The organism is Candidatus Binataceae bacterium, assembly GCA_035508495.1.
In the GTDB taxonomy this organism is placed as follows: domain Bacteria; phylum Desulfobacterota; class Binatia; order Binatales; family Binataceae; genus JASHPB01.
The window spans coordinates 1-18,718 of sequence record DATJMX010000030.1 but is presented as its reverse complement, the minus strand read 5'-3'; the positions used below and the strand labels follow the sequence as shown (position 1 = coordinate 18,718).

Here is an 18,718-nt window from a genome sequence, read left to right as displayed (position 1 = left end):
TAGATTCTAGCCGATGAATCTGCCGCGCGTTTTGTTCGTGACCGGCAAAGGAGGCACCGGCAAGAGCACGATTGCCGCCGCGCTCGCGATGGCGCTGGCGCGCAGGCGGCCGACGATCCTTGCCGACCTCGACGGGCGTGGCACGGCAGCCGCGATCCTCGCGGATTTCGCTCAGCCGCACGGCGCGCTCGAAGTCGTTTCGCTCAGCCCGCGCTCGGAGCTCACCGCGTTTATTGAGCGAATCGTGCCGCTGCGCGCGATTTCGCGCCGGATGCTGAAGAGCAGGACGTTCGGCTACGTCACCGCTGCGCTACCCGGCCTCGAAGCATTTCTGTTGCTGGAGCGGCTGCGAATCATGGGCGGAGATGCGGCACTCGAAGATCGTTTCGTCGTGATCGATGCCCCCGCCTCGGGCTCCGCGCTGGAGTTGCTGTCGGTGCCGCCCGGCCTCAAGGGTATCGCGCCGGCAGGAGCGCTCAATCGCCTCGCAGATTCGGTCGAGAAGTTTCTCATCGACCCGACGCGCTTCGGCGTCGTGATCACGGTAACGCCTGAGGATCTCGCGATTCGCGAGGCGATTGAAACTGCGGCCGCGATTCGGGAGCGGTTCGGCGCCGCGCCGATTTTCGCGATTATGAATCGCACGCCAGAGCAGCTCTTCGATACATCCGAGCTCGCCGCGCTTACGCCCCTGGGTGCTTACGCGGAGCTCGCAATTCGTCGCTACGCCACGCACGAGCGCGCCGTGATCGGAATCGAAACGCTGCGCGAAGCGGGGTTGGCGACGATCGTACTGCCGATGCTCTTCACGCCCGCGATGAACTTTCGTGAAGTCGCGCAATTGAGCCGCGCACTGGAGCCGGCTCTGGCCGCGGCATGACACCGGACAAACTTCTGATCGACGGCCGGCGCGTGCTGATCTGTCTCGGTCCTGGCGGCGTTGGTAAGACCACGATGAGTGCGGCGCTCGCGATTCATGCGGCGGCGACGGGACACACGGTCGATGTAATGACGGTTGATCCGGCGCCGCGGCTGCTCGATGCACTCGGGCTCGAGGGCGACGCGTCGGAGCCGCGCGATGTGCCGCTGGATCTGGTGCGCACGCCGCGCCGCGGTCACCACAAGCCCGGCCGCCTGCGCGCATTGCGGCTCGATCCCAAGCGCACCTTCGACGCGATCGTTGCGCGTTACGCGTCATCGGTAGCGGCGCGCGACGCAATTATCGCCAACGGCATTTATCGCAACCTCTCGAACGCGCTGGCCGGCGTCGGCGATTACATGGCGATGGAACGATTGCTCGAGCTCGCCGGCAACGCGAAGACGCAACTCGTCGTGCTCGACACTCCGCCCGCGGCCGAGGCTATCGACTTCCTCGATGCGCCGCGGCGGCTCCTGGAGCTGCTCAACTCGCGCGCGGTCGGCCTGCTCGGCGCGCCGGGCGGAATCCTGCGCAGCCAGCTTCGCTTTGTCGATATGGCGGCGCGCGCCGTGCTCGCGGCCTTCGATCGCGTGACGGGCCTCAACCTGCTGACTGACGTGCAATCGTTTGTGCAGAGCTTCGACGGGATGTACGCGGGATTCGCCGAGCGTGCGGAGCGCGCCCGCGATCTGGTGCGCGGCGCTGATACTTCGCTGGTCGTGGTCACGACCGCCGAGGCCGGGCGAATTGCACAGGCGGCAGACTTCGTAACCGCGCTGGAGCAGGCGGATCTCACGATCAGCGCCGTGATCGTCAATCGCGTGATGGCCGAAGTGCCCGACGCCGCGGATGTCGATGACGCGAAAATTCCCGCCGCGCTCAAGCGCAAGTTGCGCCGTAATCTCGCCGACTACGGCGCCCTTAAACGCCGCGAGGAGAACTCGCTCGACGCGCTCAAGACGAAGCTGCCGCATGGCGCGCGACTGATCGTGGCGCACGACCTTGGTCATGAGCCGCGCACACTCGCCGAGCTTGCGGCAATCGGCAAAGATTTACGATTCGGATGACGGCCGCGATTTGTGGCGCGGACGCTTCAGCGGGGCCGGCGCGGGCTTCGCGGGAGGGCTTTCGTGCGCATGCTCGTGCTCGGCCAGCCGGTCAACCTTGATGCTCAGGTTGAGAAGCTGCGAGCTCAGATGATCGAGGCGCGCCTTCAAATCGCGCACGTCCCGGCGCGAAGGCACGTTGAAGAACTCGAGGAACTGTTCGATGTTGCGATCGAACGTATGCTTGTTCTCCATGAAGCGCGCGCCCGCCCGCCCGAGGCTCTTGCGCATCTTGTCGTTCGACATCACTTCGCTGAAGAGGCTCGTGAGCCCCTCCTCGCTGAGCGAGCGGATCCTGGCGAACAGGTTGTCGTAGTCAGGACTTGCCATATGAGAAACTATATATTCACGATCAGGCGAACTTCAAAACCTCGTGCCGCAAGATTCGCGCATCAAAGGGAGGAACGTGATGGCAGCCAAAGCGATTCCTGACGGATACCACACGGTTACACCGTTGGTATTGGTTGGAGCTCCGGCGAAGTTTCTTGAATTCGTGAAACAGGCTTTCGGCGCCGAGGAGATCCTGCTGATGCGCGGACCGGATGGCGCCGTGGCTCACGCCGAGATCAACATCGGCACCTCGCGAATAATGGTCGAGCGAAGCGATTCAGAGTCGAGCCAGGGTTCCTTTTACCTGTACGTCGATGATTGCGATGATTTCCATGGGCGCGCGATCCGAGCCGGAGCTCGACCGGAACGGGAACTCACCAACAAGCTGTGGGGCGATCGAGTTGGAATGGTCAGTGATCCGTTTGGCAACAGTTGGTGGATAGCAACCCACAAAGAGGATGTCTCGCCAGAAGAGATCGGCAGACGCGCCGCCGCAGTGAATCGCTAAGCAGAGACTGCGTCGCTGGCCCTTATTGCGCGTGGCGGATGCCCTTCTGACGGGCGATTGCGAACTTCTCGCTGTCGAGCAGGGCCCTGTCGCAATCATCGCACAGGAAGTACTTCCAGATGCAATTTTCGATTCTGTCGACAATTGAACGGAGAGCGCCGGGCTGCGAGCATCCGTCGCGACTGCATTTGCTTGAGGCTGGGTCTGAGTTTGCCAATTCAGCTTGGATCCTTGTCGAAGTGACGGTCTTATTCTGCAACTATATGTGGACGGCGCCGTAGATCAAACTGATGAACTCGCTCGCGAATATCATGGCGGTGGCTTCCGGCTTCGTGCTGATGGGCTATCGCGGCCAGCCGGCCAATCTGCTCGCCACGTCGATCGTCGTCAACCTGGCGCTCGCGCCGATGACGGCCGTTATCGCGAGCCGGCGCAACCGATCTGTCCTGCGCTGGACGATCGGCGGCCTCGCGTTAGGCGCGTGGGCCCTCGCCACGGTGCTGCTCCTGCCAGCGTCGAACGAGGAGTCCCGCCCGCCGGCGCCGAAATATCCACCAACATCTGACGCCGCTTAACGAAACCGCCCGCGCTTCAGATACTTCGTCGAGCGCTTGCTGTCTGCCTTTGCCTCGCTAGCATCGTCAGCATCGTCATGAAACTGTTTTTATGCCGCCACGAAATACACCCGAAAATCGGGATAGCGGCTCAGGGGGAACTGAACCAAAGTGAAAAAAAGCATTTCGATGCTGATCGGCGGATTGATGCTGGTCTCTTTATGCGGGTGCGTCGCTTCGATGGTCGCCGAGCAGGCTGCAAATCAAGTAGCTCCGCCAACGGTCGAAAAATTCAGTTTTGATCAGTCAACGCCCGGAACTGACACTGGCACTTTGATGGTCGAAACCAGGCAGCCGACTTACCGGCTCGCGGTCAGTAACTACGCGATCAAAATCGATTCAAACGCTCCTTTGGTCGTGGCCACGCAGAGTGATGTCACGATAAAGTTGAATGCCGGCCCGCACTCCGCAAAGTTCTATGTTACCTCTTCCGATCCATCGCAGAGTGAGAAGGTCACCTACGGCCAGTCCTCGACGAAGGATATTGTCATCACCAAAGATCAAGAGCTGAAACTCAAATACACCGGCCCGTACCTATACCTTGCTTCCGGCAGCATCGAGGAAATGCAGTAGCCGCCGTCGTTACGAGCGTAACTCCTACTTCTGATGCTGCTTGATGAAGGCGGCGACCGGGACGTAAACCTCTTGCTCGGAGTTGGTTCCCACGATCACATCCAGGTGACCCCATCCCTGGAGCGTCTTCACCGCCGGAGCGGAAGTCCCGGTTGATTTCGCGCTCTCGGTGACCAGCGTTGGCCAGCTTTTTCCGAAGTTGGTGCTGGCGAACGCGATCACCGGAATCTTCGACGACTTCAGCGCCTCGAGCAGTTCCGATGTAAACGGATTGTCACCGTCCTGCACCGTCGGCCAGTAACGATCGTAGGTGATCAGCAGGCGCGCCAGCACCACCGCGTCGGACTTGCCGTCGATCGGATCTGCGAGCCCGCCCTTGCCGCCGAATACGCCCCCCGCGCCGTAAACGACGTGCTCGAGGTTCTCGCGCGCAGTCTTGTACTTGGGAATCGGCGCGGGCTGATTCGGATTGTCGATTACCATCTCGATCAGCTTTTTGCGCTTATCGTACGTGAGATGCTCACCGCCGATATCCGACGCCACATCCTTGCTCGTGCCCGCGATGAGCGGCGCACCCAGCGGGGGCATGAAGCCGTCGAGCGCGATAATGCCCGCGACGTTCTCCGGATGCATCGCGGCGTAGAGATACGCGAACTCGACGCCGCGGCTGAATCCCGCAACGAAAAGTTCGCCGCGATGCGTTTGCGATTCGACGAACTTAGCCGCCACGTCGATATCGCCCGCGAACATCTGGTTCGTCCAGTCTTTCAGCTCCGACAAACCGGACATCGGCGTCTCGGGCGGAATGAAGTGCGTGCGATAGTCCATCGACCACACCTCCACTCCCCGCTCCGCGAGATACACCGGCAGCGAATGCGCGGGATCGTCGAGCGCAACTTCGCCGTTCATGTTGGTGCCGGGAAGATATAGGACGACTGCACCCGGATTCGCGGGCGGAGTCGGACCCTTGGCCAGCAGATGAAGCCCGATGAGATCGAAGGGCGACGATCCGACGATCGCGATGTAGCGCCATTCGTAGATTCCCGGCGCACCCTTGAGTGCCGTCGCTGTGCCGACCTGCTTGAAGGTCGCCGCGCGCGCGATCGCGGGCGCTACCAACAGTATCGCTAGCAGAATCGCGATCCGGCGCGCCGCTGAACGCCTAAATTCTTGGATACGGCCGAAGCTGGAATCGCCCATGGTCCCTCCCATCACGACCGGCTGTTATAGCATCCCGCGCCCCGTAATCATCGGCGGTTGACCCTGTTCGGCGCTCATGCGAAACAGGTTGGGAGCGCTTCACACCTTCGCACGGGAGACCTTGAATGAGCAGGAAAGTCGAATTCGCGTTGTTCAGCCCGCAGGCCGGACAGAGCTGGCATCAGCTTCTCGATCGCGCCCATCGCTGCGAGCATCTCGGTTACCATTCTATCTGGCTCGTCGATCACATGTGGACGCGCGGCATGCCTGACCTCGACCATCACGAGTGTATAGCCCTGATGAGCGGGCTCGCGGCGCGCACCGAAAAAATCCGCATCGGCACGCTCGTGATGTGCAACTCGTATCGCAACCCGGCCCTGCTCGCGAAGACGCTTTGCACTCTCGATCACATCAGCGAAGGCCGCCTCGAAGTCGGCTACGGCGCGGGCTGGATGGACGAAGAGTATCGCGCCTACGGCTACGAATTCCCCTCGATGGGCGCGCGGCTCAAGATGTTCGAGGAAGGCCTGCACATCATCAAGGCGATGTTCACCCAGAAGCGCACGACCTTCGAGGGCAAGCATTACAAGGTCGTCGACGCAGCCTGTAATCCCAAGCCTATCCAGAAGCCGCATCCACCGATCACGATCGGCGGCAGCGGCGAGAAGAAGATGCTCAAGCTGGTCGCGCAATTCGCCGACCGCTGGAATATCCCGGCCGGCTACGAAAGCTTCGAGCACAAGTACAACGTGCTCAAGCAGCACTGCAAAGACGTCGGGCGCGACCCCAATACGATCGAAGTTTCGGAGCAGCTCCTGGTCTGCATCGGCAAGGACGACGCCGAGGTCGAACAGAAGTGGAAGACGGCGCAGATGCTGAAGCCGTTCGTCACCACCGGCATCAAGGGCACGCCCAAGCAGCTTATCGAGGAGCTCAAGAAACGCGTCGCGATGGGTATCACGACGTTCACGATTTTCTTCAGCGACTTCGCACCGCCGCCAACGATCGAGATGTTCGCGAAAGAGGTAATGCCGGCGTTCGCCTGATGGCCGACGCCGCGCGCGCGGCGTAAATTAATCTGGTGATTCGGATTCGGGCGCATCGGCGCATTCACTTCGCGCTCGCGATAATGGTCGCGGGCGCACTCGCGGCGTGCTCGAATCCACCCGCGCAATTCACGACGCAGCTCGATCGGCCGGGCGGAGTCGGCCCCGGCGATCCGGTGATTCACGGCGCGGCGCAGATCGGCCAGGTGACTGGAGTCTCGCCGCTCGGCGACGGCGACACGGAAGTCAGCTTCCAGGTCGAGGGCGACCACACCAAAGAGGTGCACCAGGACGCGATCATGTTGCTCAACGCGCAGCCCGGAACTCCCTCGCTCGAAGTACTGAATCAGGATGCGATGAGCCCGACAGCTCAGCCCGGGATGCGGCTCGACGGCGCGACGGATATGTACGAAGTCCAGCTCATCATGATGTCGCGCGGGCCGGGCAGCCTCGCGAGCGCACTCTCGAACGCGTCGGGCGCGTTCCCCGGCTCGAACATCGTGCAGCCATCGACCACCACGCAGCAGATGCAGCAGATGTTCTCGCAAATCACGCAGCAGACGGCAGCGATGGCGATGGCGATGTCGCCACCGAGCCAAGCCGCCGTGGCAGCGATGCAATCCGACGCAAAGGCGGTCGAGCGCCAGTTCAATCGCAACGGCAAACCCGATCAAGCCGCCAAAGTGCAGGAGCAGATGAACCAGCTCCAAACCACCTACGGCATCAGGGTCGCCCCCCCGTCAACCTCAACGCCGTAATCCAGTTTCTTCTGCACAGCTCGTCCGATGAATAGCCTCGCCCGCGGCTGACGCCGCAGGCGAAAGCCGTAAGCCGGGAGAGGCGGCGCTGGCTTGACACGATTCACTGGCGCGGGGTAGCACCGGATTCGATCCTTCTGCGCGAGGTTATTATTCGTGGACATCGACAAAATTGCGCGCGTGCGCGGATTGCGCGCCCAGCTTGACCATCCGGTGATCGATGGCGACGGTCATCTTGTCGAGCCGGCGCCTCTCTTCAATCACTACCTGCAGAAGATCGGCGGACGCGACACCGTCGAACGCTACCATCATGAGCTGCGCGAGCATCCGACCGGATCGCGCGGCGACCGCGAGCACGGCGAGATGCGCGGCGCATGGTGGGGCGTCGGCAACAACGCTTACGATCTCGCGACCGTGATGGCGCCGCGCCTGCTTCATCGCCGCCTCGACGAACTCGGCATCGATTTCGCCATCCTCTACCCGACGCTCGGCCTCGCGCTGCCTACGATTCACGACGCCGACGTTCGGCGCGCCGCGTGCCGCGCGCTCAACACGATGAACGCGGAGATAAGCGCCGACCTGCGCGACCGCATCGCACCCGCCGCGGCAATCCCGATGCATACGCCCGACGAGGCAATCTCGGAGCTTGAGCAAGCGTCGAAGCTCGGCCTCAAGGTTGCGATGGTCCCGCCCGGCGTCCCGCGCCCGATCCCGGCACTCAATGCCGAACATTCAGCAGCATTTCCCTACGCATCGTATTTCGACAATTACGGCCTCGACAGCTTTTACGATTACGATCCGCTGTGGCGCCGCTTCCAGGAGCTCGGCTTCGCCGTGACCTCGCACGGCGGCGTCGGCCTCAGGTACCTGCCGCTCGGGCGGCGCTCGCCGAGCAACTACATGTTCAATCACATCGGCGGTCACGCCTATCAGCAGGGCGAGCTGTGCCGCTCGCTGGTGATGGGCGGAGTGCCGGCGCGCTTTCCGAATCTCGCGTTCGGCTTTCTAGAATGCGGCGCGGGATGGGCCTGCGACCTGCTTCATTCGCTCGAGGAGCATTGGGAAAAGCGCAACCTCGAGGGCCTCGTGAACTACGATCCGTCGAAGCTCGATCGCAAGCGGCTGCACGAGTTGCTCGCCGAGTATGGCGGCCCGGAGTTCGTCGACGCGTCCGCGGCGCGCGGCATGTCGAACGCCTATGCCGAGGGCCTCGGGCGGCACGATCGCGACGCCGATCGCGACGAATGGCGTCTCACACAGGTGCGCGACGAGCACGACTTCGAGCGGATGTTCCGCAACTTCTATTTCGGATGTGAGGCCGACGATCCGAGCGTGTTCCGCGCGCTCGACGCGCGCGCGAACCCCTTCAAGGCGCGGCTGCAGCCGATTTTCAGCTCCGACATCGGCCACTGGGACGTTCCCGATATCGCAACCGTGCTACTGGAGAGTCATCGGCTGATAGACAAAGGGTTACTGAGCGCCGACGACTATCGCGATTTCGTTTTCACCTATCCGGCGCGACTGCATCTGAAGGCCAACCCGGATTTCTTCAAGGGCACGGTGGTCGAGGGCGCACTTACGCGGCTCGCCGCCTGAAACCGAACTAAGCAAGGATTTTTCATCATGAATGGAGCCGAGAGCCTGATTCGCACGGCGATCGCCGCGGGCGTCGATACCTGTTTTGCAAATCCCGGCACGACCGAGATGCCGCTGGTGGCGGCGCTCGACGCGGCCGAAGGGATGCGCGCCGTGCTGTGTCTCTTTGAGGGCGTCGCGACTGGCGCGGCCGACGGCTACTCGCGGATGGCTGAACGGCCCGCGCTGACTCTGGTTCACCTCGGACCCGGCTTCGCCAATGGAATCGCGAACTTGCACAACGCGCGGCGCGCGCGCTCCTCGATCGTGAATCTAATCGGCGATCACGCGACCTGGCATGCGCATGCTGATGCTCCCCTCGGCTCCGACATCGTGTCGCTCGCGACGCCGGTTTCAGGATGGGTCAAGAGCGTCCGCACCGCGGCATCCGCCGCGAGCTCGACAGCAGAGGCGATCGCAGCCGCGGGCCATGCACCCGGCCAGGTCGCAACGCTAATCATTCCATCGGATTGCCAATGGGATCTCGCAACGAGCGAGGCGCATCCGATCGCGCCGGCGGCTCTCAGAGCCATCGCGCCCGATGCCGTCCGCCGCGTCGGTGTCGCGCTCAGCCAGGCGAAGAAGCCGGCGCTGCTGCTCGGCGGCCTCGCGTTGCGCGCGCGTGGTCTTATGGCGGCGGCGCGAATCGCTGCCAAGTCAGGATGCGCGCTGATTGCTGAAACGTTCCCATCGAGACTCGAGCGCGGCGCGGGGATGCCGGCGGTTGAGCGCCTGCCGTATTTTCCCGAGCAGGCGCTCGAAATGCTCAAAGCATACGACCTTATCGTGCTCGCTGGTGCGAAGAAGCCGGTCGCATTCTTCGGCTATCCGAATCTACCGAGCAGCCTGATTCCCGAGGGCAAGCGCGTCGAAGAGTTGTGCGCGCCGATTGACGATTCACCGGCGGCGCTCGAAGCGCTCGCATCGGAAATCGCGGCGCCCGTCGCGGTATCGCTGCCGCAAACCGGCGCGCGGGTTGATCGTCCAGTCGGCGCGCTCAATCCCGCATCGGCGGGAGCGGCGCTCGCAGCCGTTCTGCCCGAGGGCGCGATCGTAATGGATGAAGCCGCGACCAGCGGCGGTCCTTTCTTCCCGGCGTCGTTCAACTCACCGTCGCACAGCTACATGTCGCTCACGGGCGGCGCGATCGGACAGGGATTGCCATGCGCAACCGGCGCCGCAGTCGCGTGTCCCGACCGCCGCGTGGTCGCGTTCCAAGCCGACGGCAGCTCGATGTACACGATTCAGTCGCTCTGGACGCAGGCGCGCGAGAGTCTGAACGTGACGACGGTACTCTGCAACAATCGCAGCTATCGAATTCTCCAGGTCGAGCTCGCACGCGCAGGAATCAAGGAGCCGGGTCCCAAGGCGCGCTCGCTGACTGACCTTGGTCATCCCGATCTCGATTTCACGAACCTGGCGAGCGGCATGGGAATGCCGGCGGTGCGAGTGAATTCGGCGGAGTCGCTGGTGATCGAGCTCGAACGATCATTTGCCACGCCCGGTCCGGCGCTGATCGAGCTGATGCTGGGATAGGCGGTCTCTTCGAGCATCCGCGCGCGCTTTCTCCGGCCGCGGGCGATACCGTAAGATGCGCGCATCATGGCTCGACGTAGCACCGCCAAAGCCTCGCTCAACTCGCACCCCAGCGCGATCGAGCTGCCCGCGCTGAAACCATTGCGCGTCATCGTCGCGGGCGAGGTGATTCTCGATCGTTACCTGTGGGGCGACGTCTCGCGCATTTCGCCCGAAGCGCCGATTCCCGTGCTGCGCGTGCAGCGGCGCGAGGAAAAACCTGGCAACGCCGGTTTCGTCATGGCCAATTTGCGCGCGCTCGGCGCGGACGTCAGTGCGGTCAGCGTTGTCGGCGCGGATCGGAACGGGCGGATGTTGCGCGAGATCTTCGGCGATCTTGGAATCGCGACGCGCTCGCTGCTCACCGATCCGGAGCGGCCGACGATCGTCAAGGAGCGGATGCTCGGATCGGTACAATCGGCAAATCGCGCCACGCAGCAGCTTCTGCGCGTCGACGAGGAAGATCCGACGCCGCTGAGACCCGTGCGCGAGCGCGAGCTTATTTCGCGATTCAAGCGCGAGTTGAAATCCGCCGATGGCGTGCTGATTTCCGATATCGACAAGGGACTAATGACGCCCTCGCTTCTGCGCGCGATTATCGACGGCGCCCGCCAGCACGAAATTCCGGTGATCGTCGATCCGAAGCGCACCGAAGACTTTTCGATCTATCGCGGCGCAAGTGTGATCACGCCCAATCGCTACGAAACCGAAGTCGCAACCGGAATCCGGCTGCTCGATCGCGACGCGTGGCGCAAGGCAGCCGAGATGCTGGTGAAGAAGCTCGATCTTGACGCGTGCCTGATCACGCTCGATCGCGACGGCATGTACCTCGCCGAGAAAAACGGCGACGACACGTATATCGCGACCATGCCGCGCGAGGTTTACGACGTGACGGGCGCGGGCGACGTGGTGTTGTCGGTGTTCGGCATGTTCACCATCGCGGGACTGGGCTACCAGTCTGCCGCGCGCATCGCGAACATCGCCGCCAGTATCGAGGTGACGCGGCTTGGCACCGAAGTCATCACGCGCGAAGATTTGTCGCGCGCGTTGAGACCGATTCACGACCTGAGCGAGCGCAAGATTCTCTCCGCCGAGGAGCTCCGCGTCGCGCTCGATCGCGAGCGCCGCGCCGGCAGGCGGATCGTGTTCACCAACGGATGCTTCGATCTGCTCCATGCGGGCCATATCCAGATTCTTTCGTTCGCGCGCGCGCAGGGCGACGTGCTGGTGGTGGGCCTCAACAGCGATCGCAGCGTGCGCGCGCTCAAGGGTCCCGAGCGGCCCATCTATCCGGCGGCTGAACGCGCGCGAATCCTGGCCGCGCTAGAGGCCGTTAACTACGTGACGATCTTCGACGAAACGCGCGCCGAGCGGACGATCCGACGGATCAAGCCCGACGTTCTGATCAAGGGCGAAGACTGGAGCGGCAAGCGCGTCGATGGGCAAGCGTTCGTCGAGTCGCGCGGCGGCCGCGTCGTGCTCGCTCCCCTGCTCGGCGGCCGAAGCACGTCGCATACGATCGAACGCATGCGTGCGGGCACGCAGGCTTAGGACTTCGCGCGGCGTCTGATGCGATCGAGGTAGGGTTGGAGTTCCGATACTTCGAACCACCACGCAAGCCCGAAGTAAACGCATCCGAAAATTCCGAGAACTAAGAGGCCGCCAATGCGCGCGCCAAGAAATGCAGTGTGCAGCTTGATCCAGAACGCGATCGCCGAGGCCGTCACCGCCATCGCCCACAGCGGCATCAGGAATTTGGTGTGCAGGCCGGTCCATCCGATACGCCGGTTGAGGCCCCGTCTGAGCAGTACGAACTCGACCCATCCGGCGATTCCGGCTGAGGCGGTGAGGCCGGCGACGCCCCATTTCTGATCGATCCCGATCCAGTGCGGCAGCGGAATCGCGAAGAGGTAGCCGAGCACCACCGTCAGCGCGACGCGGATGAGCGCGTAGCGGAGCGGCGTTCGCGTATCCCACAGTGCATAGAACGCGGAGTTGTAAAGCCGGCCCATCGTCGCCGCCAGCAGGCCAACGCCGGAGCCCGCAACCACCGACCATACGTAGATCGCGTCGGCGTGCTTGAATGCTCCCGACTGAAAGATCACCGCACTGATCACGTCGCCAAGGATGATGAAGGCGGCCGCCGAGGGTACGACCCAAAACGCGATCTGCTTGAGCCCGCGATCGAGGCGATAGCGCAGAATCGAGGCCATCTGCTCCGGAGACGCAGCCGCGCGCGACATCGTCGGTAATTCCGACGCTGCAACGGAAAATCCGAACAGGCTGATCGGCAGCATGTAGATGATCTGGCCGTAATTGAGCGCGGCGACCGCGCCGGTCGGCAACAGACTCGCCAGGACGGTATCGACGTAAGCGCTGATGTTGACCGCGCCCTTGCTCGCCACGACCGGCGTGAGGTTGTGGAACACCGACTTAAGTGGCGACGCGATGCGCTGCCAGTTCACGTTGTAGCGGCGCATCAGCGCCATCATCTGCGGAACCTGCACGGCGATCTGAAGAATCGCGCCGATGATCGCCGCCCACGAGAGCATGATCGTGAGGCCGTCCTGCGAGCGCCGCGGGCCGTAGTAGATAAGCGCTGCGATCATCGCGGCATTCATCGCCACGCCGGCTGAATACGATACGAAGAACTTGTGATGGCTGTTGAGAACGCCGAGGCACCACGACGACATCACGAGCAGTCCGGTGCATGGAAACAGGATGCGTACAATGTGAATCGTCAGCTCGCGCTTGTCCGCCTGGAATCCCGGCGCGATGACATCGATAAGGTACGGTGCGCCGAAGATTCCGAGTACGACGAGAATCGCGACGGCGAGACTCAGCAGCGACCCGACTCCCCATGCGACCATGTCGGCGGTCTCCTCGTCGCCTTCGCCGAGGAGCTTGCTGTAAACGGGGATGAACGAGGCTGACAGGACGCCTTCGCCGAGCAGGTTCTGCAGGATGTTCGGGATCCGAAAGCCGGCCTGGAACGCGTCGGCGGCAGCAGAGTTGCCGAGGAAGTGGGCGAAGAATTGCGCGCGGACCAGGCCCGACAGGCGGCTCAGCATCACGCCCGCCGCGACGAGGCCCGCGCGATTGGCGCCGCCCGGAGCGATCTTCGGGGCGCGGCTCGCCGTCGAGCCTTGCCCTGGTGGAATCGGATTGGTTGCGACTTCGGCCAAAATCGACCTGCCGATGGGAGTATAACGACCGCGTCCGGCGCGGAGTAGCATCTCGCGGCGGCAGCTTCGTTGCGCAAATTCGCGATAGAATACGCGCGTGAGCTTTTCGCTCTACATCCATATTCCGTATTGCCAGGCGAAATGCCCGTACTGCGATTTCAATTCGTATGCGGCCGCGAGCTGGCCCGAGGCAGAGTACACGGCGGCGCTGATTCGCGAGCTCGAGACTCGCGCGGCGGCGAGGCCATTTGCGGGCGAGAATCTCCGAACGATTTTCTTCGGTGGTGGAACGCCGTCGCTGTTTGCTCCCGATTCAATTGGCAAGATTCTCGAGGCCGCTGACCGCTTATGTGGAATCGAAAGCGGCGCAGAGATCACGCTGGAGGCGAATCCAGGCACCGTCGATGCGACTAAGCTCGCCGGGATGCGCGCGGCAGGCATCAATCGCGTCAGTTTCGGCGCGCAATCGTTCAACCCGGCGATTCTGAAATTCCTGGGACGCATCCATTCGGCGGAGGAAACTCGTGACGCGGCCAGACTCGCGCATCGGGCGGGATTCGAGCGCCTCAATCTCGATTTGATTTTCGCGGTGCCGGGTCAGACGTTGAGCGACGTGATGTATGACATCGAATGTGCATCGGCGCTCGAGCCGGATCATATCTCCGCCTACAACCTGACTTTCGAAGAGGGCACGGCCTTCTTCACCGACATGAAGCGCGGTCGCATCAAGCCACTGCTCGGCGACGATCAGGCAGCGATGTACGAGGCGGTCCGCTCGGAGCTGCCGCGCCGCGGCTATGCGATGTATGAGATCTCCAACTACGCACGGCCAGGACGCGAGGCGCAGCATAACCTGACTTACTGGCACGCCGAGACTTATCTCGGGATCGGCGCGGGCGCTCACAGCTTCGCGCGCGACGGCGCGGGCGGCAGAAGATGGTGGAACGCGAAGCTGCCTGCGCGATACATCGGGGATATTTCGGACTCCGGCAGTGCTGAAGGCGGATCTGAGTTCGTCGATACGCGTACAGCAGAAAGTGAGTTCGTATTCCTCAATTTGCGCTTGCGCGAGGGATTCGCGCTCGGGGCATTCGCATCGCGCTTCGGCCGCTCGTTCGAAGACGCATTCGGTACACAATCGGACAAGTTGCTAGACGGCGGCCTGCTAATTAACGATCGCGGGCAGCTTTATCTAACCGATCGCGGCCTGGAACTCGCAGACTCAGTATTCGCCGAATTTATCTAGTACAATATTTCCCAATCTCCTTATTTTCTGATCCCCTCTCCTTATCCTAGGAGAGGGCTAGGGAGAGGTTTCGCGCTGGCATAGATCGAATATCGACTTTGATTCAGTACCATGGTTTCGAATATCTGGTTGATTGAAGAATGAGGCTGGCGACGAATGCGTGGCGATGCACCTCTCCCTTGCCCACTCCTAGGATAAGGAGAGAGGATCGGCGGAGAGGAGGGCTAACTGCGTAATGAAGTTAGTATTGCTTCGGCGATTTCAAGATCGCTTGGTGTCGTGATTTTGATATTGCGGGTTGAGCTTTCTATCAGTTCCACTCGCGCGCCTATTTGCTCGACGAGATCAGCGTCGTCGGTCGCGATGATTTTTTCGCGCGTTGCGCGTTCGTGCGCCGCTATTATCAGCGAGCGTAGAAATGCCTGCGGGGTTTGGGCTTGCCACAAGCCGGCGCGCGGGACCGTCGCAATGATCGCGCCGTTTTCGCCGCGCTTCAGGGTGTCGGATACCGGGACTGCCGCGATTGCGCCGCCTGAGCGCTTCGCCGCCTCGAGGCATCGATCGAACAGACGCGCGTCTGCGAAGGGCCGCGCCGCATCGTGGATTACTATCAACTCGCTCTCTGCGCTGCTGAATGAAAGTGCGATGCGGATCGAATCCTGGCGCTCTGCGCCACCCGCGACGATCTTCACTGGAAGCTTTATCTGTGATGTTTCCGATCTCGCGACTGTTTCCATCCCTGCCGGAACGGTTATGATGACTTCCTCGATTCCCGGGACTGATGCGACGCTTGCAAGCGAATAGGAAAGCATCGTGCGGCCGCCGAGCTTGACGAACGCCTTGGGCGCGCCGCGTCCGAGACGCTGGCCGCTGCCGGCCGCAGTGATTATTGCAGAAGCCCTCATTTCTCGCTCGCGACTTTCAAATCAACGCTGGTCCGGAACGATATTGTAGCTACGGTTCCTGGGCTCATCATAGCCGTGAGGCTTCTGGCGCTTCGGCAGCTTGACCGGATCGCGCTTTACTTCTTTGTAAGGAACAATACTCAGTAGATGCGAGATGCAATTCAAACGCGCCCGGCGCTTGTCGTCGGCATTGACAATGTACCATGGCGCGTACGAGGTATCAGTAGCAAGCAACATATCGTCGCGCGCGCGCGAATAGTCATACCATAGACGGTGGGACTCCAGGTCCATCGGACTTAGTTTCCAGATCTTGCGGCCGTCCTTGATTCGCTGCATGAAGCGCCGCGTCTGCTCCTCCTGGCTCACCTCGAACCAGTACTTGACGAGGATGATCCCGGATTCGACCAAGGCATGCTCAAAGGCGGGGCAATCCTCGAGAAACCGGGTGACTTCTTCATCCGTGCAGAAGCCCATCACGCGCTCGACTCCGGCACGGTTGTACCAGCTGCGATCGAAGATCACGACCTCGCCAGCGGCCGGCAGATGCGGCACGTAGCGCTGGATATACATCTGCGATTTCTCGCGCTCAGTTGGCGCGGGCAAGGCGAGGACACGAAATACGCGCGGGCTCACGCGATCGGTGAGGCGCTTGATGACGCCCCCCTTGCCGGCGGCGTCGCGGCCCTCGAACACGATCACGACCTTGAGGCCTTTCTCCTTGACCCACATCTGCAGCTTGACCAGCTCGACCTGGAGCCGCTCGAGCTCGCGCTCGTAATCCTTGAGATCCAGCGGCTCGCGCGAGACGTTCGGAGCCTGCCTCGCGTTTTTCTTGTGCTTCGACTTCTTGCCCATCGGCGCGGTCCCCTCGGCGGCCTCGGTTCAATTTGAAATAGCCACCTGTTCCAAGACCGCATCTAGCATCGCTCGTGTCGCAGAGATAGCAGGGCGAAGCAATCACCTACTTGTGGATCGGCGGCAGCTTGGAGCATTCTGCACGCGGACGCACGAATGAGAGCGGGCTTTATCTTCGGAATCCTGATCGCTATCTGCTCGGCGCTGTGCATTGCGGGTCCGGCCTCCGCGCAGCAAGCGACGCCCGCTGCTGAGCCGACGATATCGGATCAGGAACTGGCCAAGAGCGTGCACAATCCGTTCGAGGACTTCGTCAAGATTCCGATCCAGGCGACGACCGGCTTTCGCGTCGGTCCGGAGCACAACGCCGGCGAGGCCGTGAACGTTCAACCTCTGTTTCCGTTCCACCTCAACAGCATGGTGGATATGTTCGTGCAGCCCAGTCAGACGATTACCTACATCCCGAGCCCGCACGAACAATTCGGCCTAAACGATTTTCAGACTTCGTTTTTCTTTTCGCCGGCCAAGGCGCACGAATGGATATGGGGCGCCGGCCCGATACTTCTTTATCCGACTGCGACGGGTAAGGAGTTGGGCAGTGGACGATGGTCGGCGGGACCGACCGGTGCGGTAGTATATGACCACGGGCCGTGGTTCGAGGGCGTACTCGCGTATCACTTGATGTCATACGCAGGAGATCGCAGCCGCGGCAGCGTTAACTACACGTATATCGAGCCCGACTTCAGCTACAACTGGGACAGCGGATGGTATGTGCAAACCGATCCGCCGATGTCATACGACTGGACCGCCGCGCAGAACGAGGCATGGGTGATTCCGGTGGGCGGGGACGTCGGCGATGCATTCACTATCGACAAGCAATCGCTGAGCCTTCAGGCGGGTTCATACTACTTCGTCAAACGGCCGGATGATGGTCCGCAGTGGATGATTCGTTTTCAGTTCACATTGCTGTTTCCCACCGCCAAGTGATCGTTATCGCGATTCGATGAAGTTCGTGATCAGATCGATCACACTCTGATCGACGTGGCCGGGGATTTGGTATTCGGCTGGATCGGGCGTGCCGTGGCCTTTGATAAACAGGTGGTTGAGGTCGGGGAGCTCTTCGATCTTCACCTTGGCGTCGCCCTTTAGCCCTTTTTGCCAGACCCGGATGTTGTCCTCGGTCATCTGGTAATCGCGCGTGCCGTGCAGGATCAGGATAGGAACGTCGAGCGTGCGGGCCAAGGCAACCTCGTTGCGATTGTCCATGTCGTAGAAGTACGACGCCGGCGCTCCCATCATACTTTCGTCGGGCTGCATCTGATGCTTTGAGATGCGATTGGCCTGTTCCTCGACTTTCATCATATCGGTCGGCGACGTTTCTTTCAGAAAGCGCATCTGCTGAACGATCACCTGCTCAAGCTTATGCCCCGGCGGCGCGAGCATGACGATTCCCGCGATGGGCCACGCGCGCTTGGCGATGTCAGGGGCAAGCTCCGCGCCGAGACTATGACCAACGATATAGATACGATCCTTCGCGACGTCGCCGCGCGCGCGCAGCATTTCGATCGCAGCGGCAGCATCGTCGACCAACTCGGCATCGACGGTCGTCATCCTGATTGAGTGGATAAAGCTGCGCTTGTCGTAGCGGAGCACCAGGATTCCCCGCGAGCTGAGCCCCTCGGCGATGTCCTTGAAGATATGATTCGGTCCGACGGTTTCGTCGCGATCATGGGTGCCGGAGCCGTGGACGAGCAGCACCGCAGGAAACGGTCCTCTGCCGTTGGGAATCGTGATCGTGCCAGGCAGATGAACCGGCGGCGAATTTACGACCACATCGAGCGAACGAAACTTCGATGCATCGGCATAGGGCGGCGAGGTCGCCGGCATGCTCGATTGCGCTGGCTTGAAGTAGAGCGAGGCGATACGGTCGGATTCCGAAGCCACTGCGATTTTCGCGGTGGCGTCGGTCTTGGCGAACTGAAGCTTGACGGTCTGCTCGAGGCCGCCTGGAATCGGATCGCTATGAATGACCTGCCAGCTCTTGAGCGGTCCCTCCTTGGCATAGCCGTCAAGCCACAACTTCTCGAGGCTCTGTGGTGAGAGGCCAGACTTGAGGCTCTGGTTTAGGCAATCGGTCGCGGCGACGAAGTCGTTCTTTTGAATCGCGGTGAAGAATCTGTCGATCGCGCCCTGGCTCGCGTCGCATCGAGCAGCAAAGAGAATGGCTGGGACCAGAAGAAGGAAGAAGAGCCGCCGCATCCGA

Annotated in this window: 18 protein-coding genes; 12 read left to right on the top strand and 6 right to left on the bottom strand. The window is 61.8% G+C overall.

Annotated elements, in window-relative coordinates:
- Positions 1-13: 13 nt before the first annotated feature.
- Entirely contained in the window at positions 14-880 is an 867-nt protein-coding gene (locus VMA09_10060; protein HUA33937.1) for an ArsA-related P-loop ATPase, read from the top strand.
- Positions 877-1,986 (top strand): ArsA-related P-loop ATPase, encoded by a 1,110-nt coding sequence (locus VMA09_10055; protein ID HUA33936.1) that lies wholly within the window; start codon positions 877-879, stop codon positions 1,984-1,986. Before VMA09_10060 ends, VMA09_10055 begins: the two co-directional genes overlap by 4 nt.
- Here VMA09_10055 and VMA09_10050 read toward each other — a convergent pair.
- Positions 1,972-2,355 carry a hypothetical protein gene (locus VMA09_10050; protein HUA33935.1) on the bottom strand — a complete coding sequence of 128 codons (384 nt, stop codon included), beginning with the start codon at positions 2,353-2,355 and terminating at the stop codon, positions 1,972-1,974. The genes VMA09_10055 and VMA09_10050 overlap by 15 nt on opposite strands.
- 79 nt (positions 2,356-2,434) lie before the next feature.
- Between VMA09_10050 and VMA09_10045 the strand changes: the two genes are divergently transcribed.
- From VMA09_10045 to VMA09_10035, 3 genes are all read left to right on the top strand, one after another.
- Positions 2,435-2,863 carry a VOC family protein gene (locus tag VMA09_10045; GenBank protein ID HUA33934.1) on the top strand — a complete coding sequence of 143 codons (429 nt, stop codon included), beginning with the start codon at positions 2,435-2,437 and terminating at the stop codon, positions 2,861-2,863.
- A gap of 290 nt (positions 2,864-3,153) precedes the next feature.
- A complete protein-coding gene (locus VMA09_10040; GenBank protein HUA33933.1) occupies positions 3,154-3,438 on the top strand; it encodes a hypothetical protein in 285 nt (94 codons plus the stop codon).
- A 150-nt stretch (positions 3,439-3,588) separates the two neighbouring features.
- Positions 3,589-4,050, top strand: a complete 462-nt coding sequence (locus tag VMA09_10035) for a hypothetical protein (protein ID HUA33932.1) — start codon at positions 3,589-3,591, stop codon at positions 4,048-4,050.
- A 24-nt stretch (positions 4,051-4,074) separates the two neighbouring features.
- Here VMA09_10035 and VMA09_10030 read toward each other — a convergent pair whose 3' ends face one another.
- Positions 4,075-5,250 (bottom strand): hypothetical protein, encoded by a 1,176-nt coding sequence (locus VMA09_10030; GenBank protein ID HUA33931.1) that lies wholly within the window; start codon positions 5,248-5,250, stop codon positions 4,075-4,077.
- Positions 5,251-5,375: 125 nt separating this feature from the next.
- Here VMA09_10030 and VMA09_10025 point away from each other — a divergent pair, with 125 nt between their 5' ends.
- The 5 genes from VMA09_10025 to VMA09_10005 all read left to right on the top strand — a co-directional run bounded on the left by VMA09_10025 (position 5,376) and on the right by VMA09_10005 (position 11,815).
- On the top strand, positions 5,376-6,296 hold the full coding sequence (locus VMA09_10025; protein HUA33930.1) for a TIGR03560 family F420-dependent LLM class oxidoreductase: 921 nt from the start codon (positions 5,376-5,378) through the stop codon (positions 6,294-6,296).
- A gap of 35 nt (positions 6,297-6,331) precedes the next feature.
- Complete coding sequence (locus VMA09_10020; protein HUA33929.1) at positions 6,332-7,054, top strand: hypothetical protein; 723 nt, start codon at positions 6,332-6,334, stop codon at positions 7,052-7,054.
- 156 nt (positions 7,055-7,210) lie between these two features.
- Positions 7,211-8,650 carry an amidohydrolase family protein gene (locus tag VMA09_10015; protein ID HUA33928.1) on the top strand — a complete coding sequence of 480 codons (1,440 nt, stop codon included), beginning with the start codon at positions 7,211-7,213 and terminating at the stop codon, positions 8,648-8,650.
- Between the two features lie 27 nt (positions 8,651-8,677).
- Positions 8,678-10,225 carry an acetolactate synthase large subunit gene (locus VMA09_10010; GenBank protein HUA33927.1) on the top strand — a complete coding sequence of 516 codons (1,548 nt, stop codon included), beginning with the start codon at positions 8,678-8,680 and terminating at the stop codon, positions 10,223-10,225.
- Between the two features lie 66 nt (positions 10,226-10,291).
- On the top strand, positions 10,292-11,815 hold the full coding sequence (locus VMA09_10005) for a bifunctional heptose 7-phosphate kinase/heptose 1-phosphate adenyltransferase (protein HUA33926.1): 1,524 nt from the start codon (positions 10,292-10,294) through the stop codon (positions 11,813-11,815).
- Here VMA09_10005 and murJ read toward each other — a convergent pair.
- Positions 11,812-13,449 (bottom strand): murein biosynthesis integral membrane protein MurJ, encoded by a 1,638-nt coding sequence (gene murJ, locus VMA09_10000; GenBank protein HUA33925.1) that lies wholly within the window; start codon positions 13,447-13,449, stop codon positions 11,812-11,814. The two genes, VMA09_10005 and murJ, sit on opposite strands and share 4 nt — an antisense overlap.
- Positions 13,450-13,546: 97 nt before the next feature.
- Here murJ and hemW point away from each other — a divergent pair, with 97 nt between their 5' ends.
- The gene (gene hemW / locus VMA09_09995) at positions 13,547-14,695 is read left to right on the top strand and encodes a radical SAM family heme chaperone HemW (GenBank protein HUA33924.1); all 1,149 of its coding nucleotides are present in this window, start codon (positions 13,547-13,549) and stop codon (positions 14,693-14,695) included.
- 224 nt (positions 14,696-14,919) lie between these two features.
- On the opposite strand, the gene ispD is transcribed toward hemW, so the two are convergent.
- Together ispD and ppk2 are read right to left on the bottom strand one after the other, a co-directional pair.
- Positions 14,920-15,600, bottom strand: coding sequence for a 2-C-methyl-D-erythritol 4-phosphate cytidylyltransferase (gene ispD / locus VMA09_09990; GenBank protein HUA33923.1), 681 nt, complete (start codon positions 15,598-15,600; stop codon positions 14,920-14,922).
- A gap of 21 nt (positions 15,601-15,621) precedes the next feature.
- Positions 15,622-16,455 (bottom strand): polyphosphate kinase 2, encoded by an 834-nt coding sequence (ppk2, locus tag VMA09_09985; GenBank protein ID HUA33922.1) that lies wholly within the window; start codon positions 16,453-16,455, stop codon positions 15,622-15,624.
- 156 nt (positions 16,456-16,611) lie between these two features.
- Between ppk2 and VMA09_09980 the strand changes: the two genes are divergently transcribed.
- Positions 16,612-17,442, top strand: a complete 831-nt coding sequence (locus VMA09_09980) for a hypothetical protein (protein HUA33921.1) — start codon at positions 16,612-16,614, stop codon at positions 17,440-17,442.
- Positions 17,443-17,445: 3 nt separating this feature from the next.
- Here the strand turns inward: VMA09_09980 and VMA09_09975 are convergent.
- Positions 17,446-18,718, bottom strand: a 1,273-nt coding sequence (locus tag VMA09_09975; GenBank protein HUA33920.1) for an alpha/beta fold hydrolase, incomplete at its 5' end; no start/stop codon positions are given.

Coding starts and splice junctions, on each gene's coding strand:
- VMA09_10060 (HUA33937.1), top strand. CDS start 14: ATGAATCTGCCGCGCGTTTTGTTCGTGACCGGCAAAGGAGGCACCGGC.
- VMA09_10055 (HUA33936.1), top strand. CDS start 877: ATGACACCGGACAAACTTCTGATCGACGGCCGGCGCGTGCTGATCTGT.
- VMA09_10050 (HUA33935.1), bottom strand. CDS start 2,355: ATGGCAAGTCCTGACTACGACAACCTGTTCGCCAGGATCCGCTCGCTC.
- VMA09_10045 (HUA33934.1), top strand. CDS start 2,435: ATGGCAGCCAAAGCGATTCCTGACGGATACCACACGGTTACACCGTTG.
- VMA09_10040 (HUA33933.1), top strand. CDS start 3,154: ATGAACTCGCTCGCGAATATCATGGCGGTGGCTTCCGGCTTCGTGCTG.
- VMA09_10030 (HUA33931.1), bottom strand. CDS start 5,250: ATGGGCGATTCCAGCTTCGGCCGTATCCAAGAATTTAGGCGTTCAGCG.
- VMA09_10025 (HUA33930.1), top strand. CDS start 5,376: ATGAGCAGGAAAGTCGAATTCGCGTTGTTCAGCCCGCAGGCCGGACAG.
- VMA09_10010 (HUA33927.1), top strand. CDS start 8,678: ATGAATGGAGCCGAGAGCCTGATTCGCACGGCGATCGCCGCGGGCGTC.
- VMA09_10005 (HUA33926.1), top strand. CDS start 10,292: ATGGCTCGACGTAGCACCGCCAAAGCCTCGCTCAACTCGCACCCCAGC.
- ispD (HUA33923.1), bottom strand. CDS start 15,600: ATGAGGGCTTCTGCAATAATCACTGCGGCCGGCAGCGGCCAGCGTCTC.
- ppk2 (HUA33922.1), bottom strand. CDS start 16,455: ATGGGCAAGAAGTCGAAGCACAAGAAAAACGCGAGGCAGGCTCCGAAC.
- VMA09_09980 (HUA33921.1), top strand. CDS start 16,612: ATGAGAGCGGGCTTTATCTTCGGAATCCTGATCGCTATCTGCTCGGCG.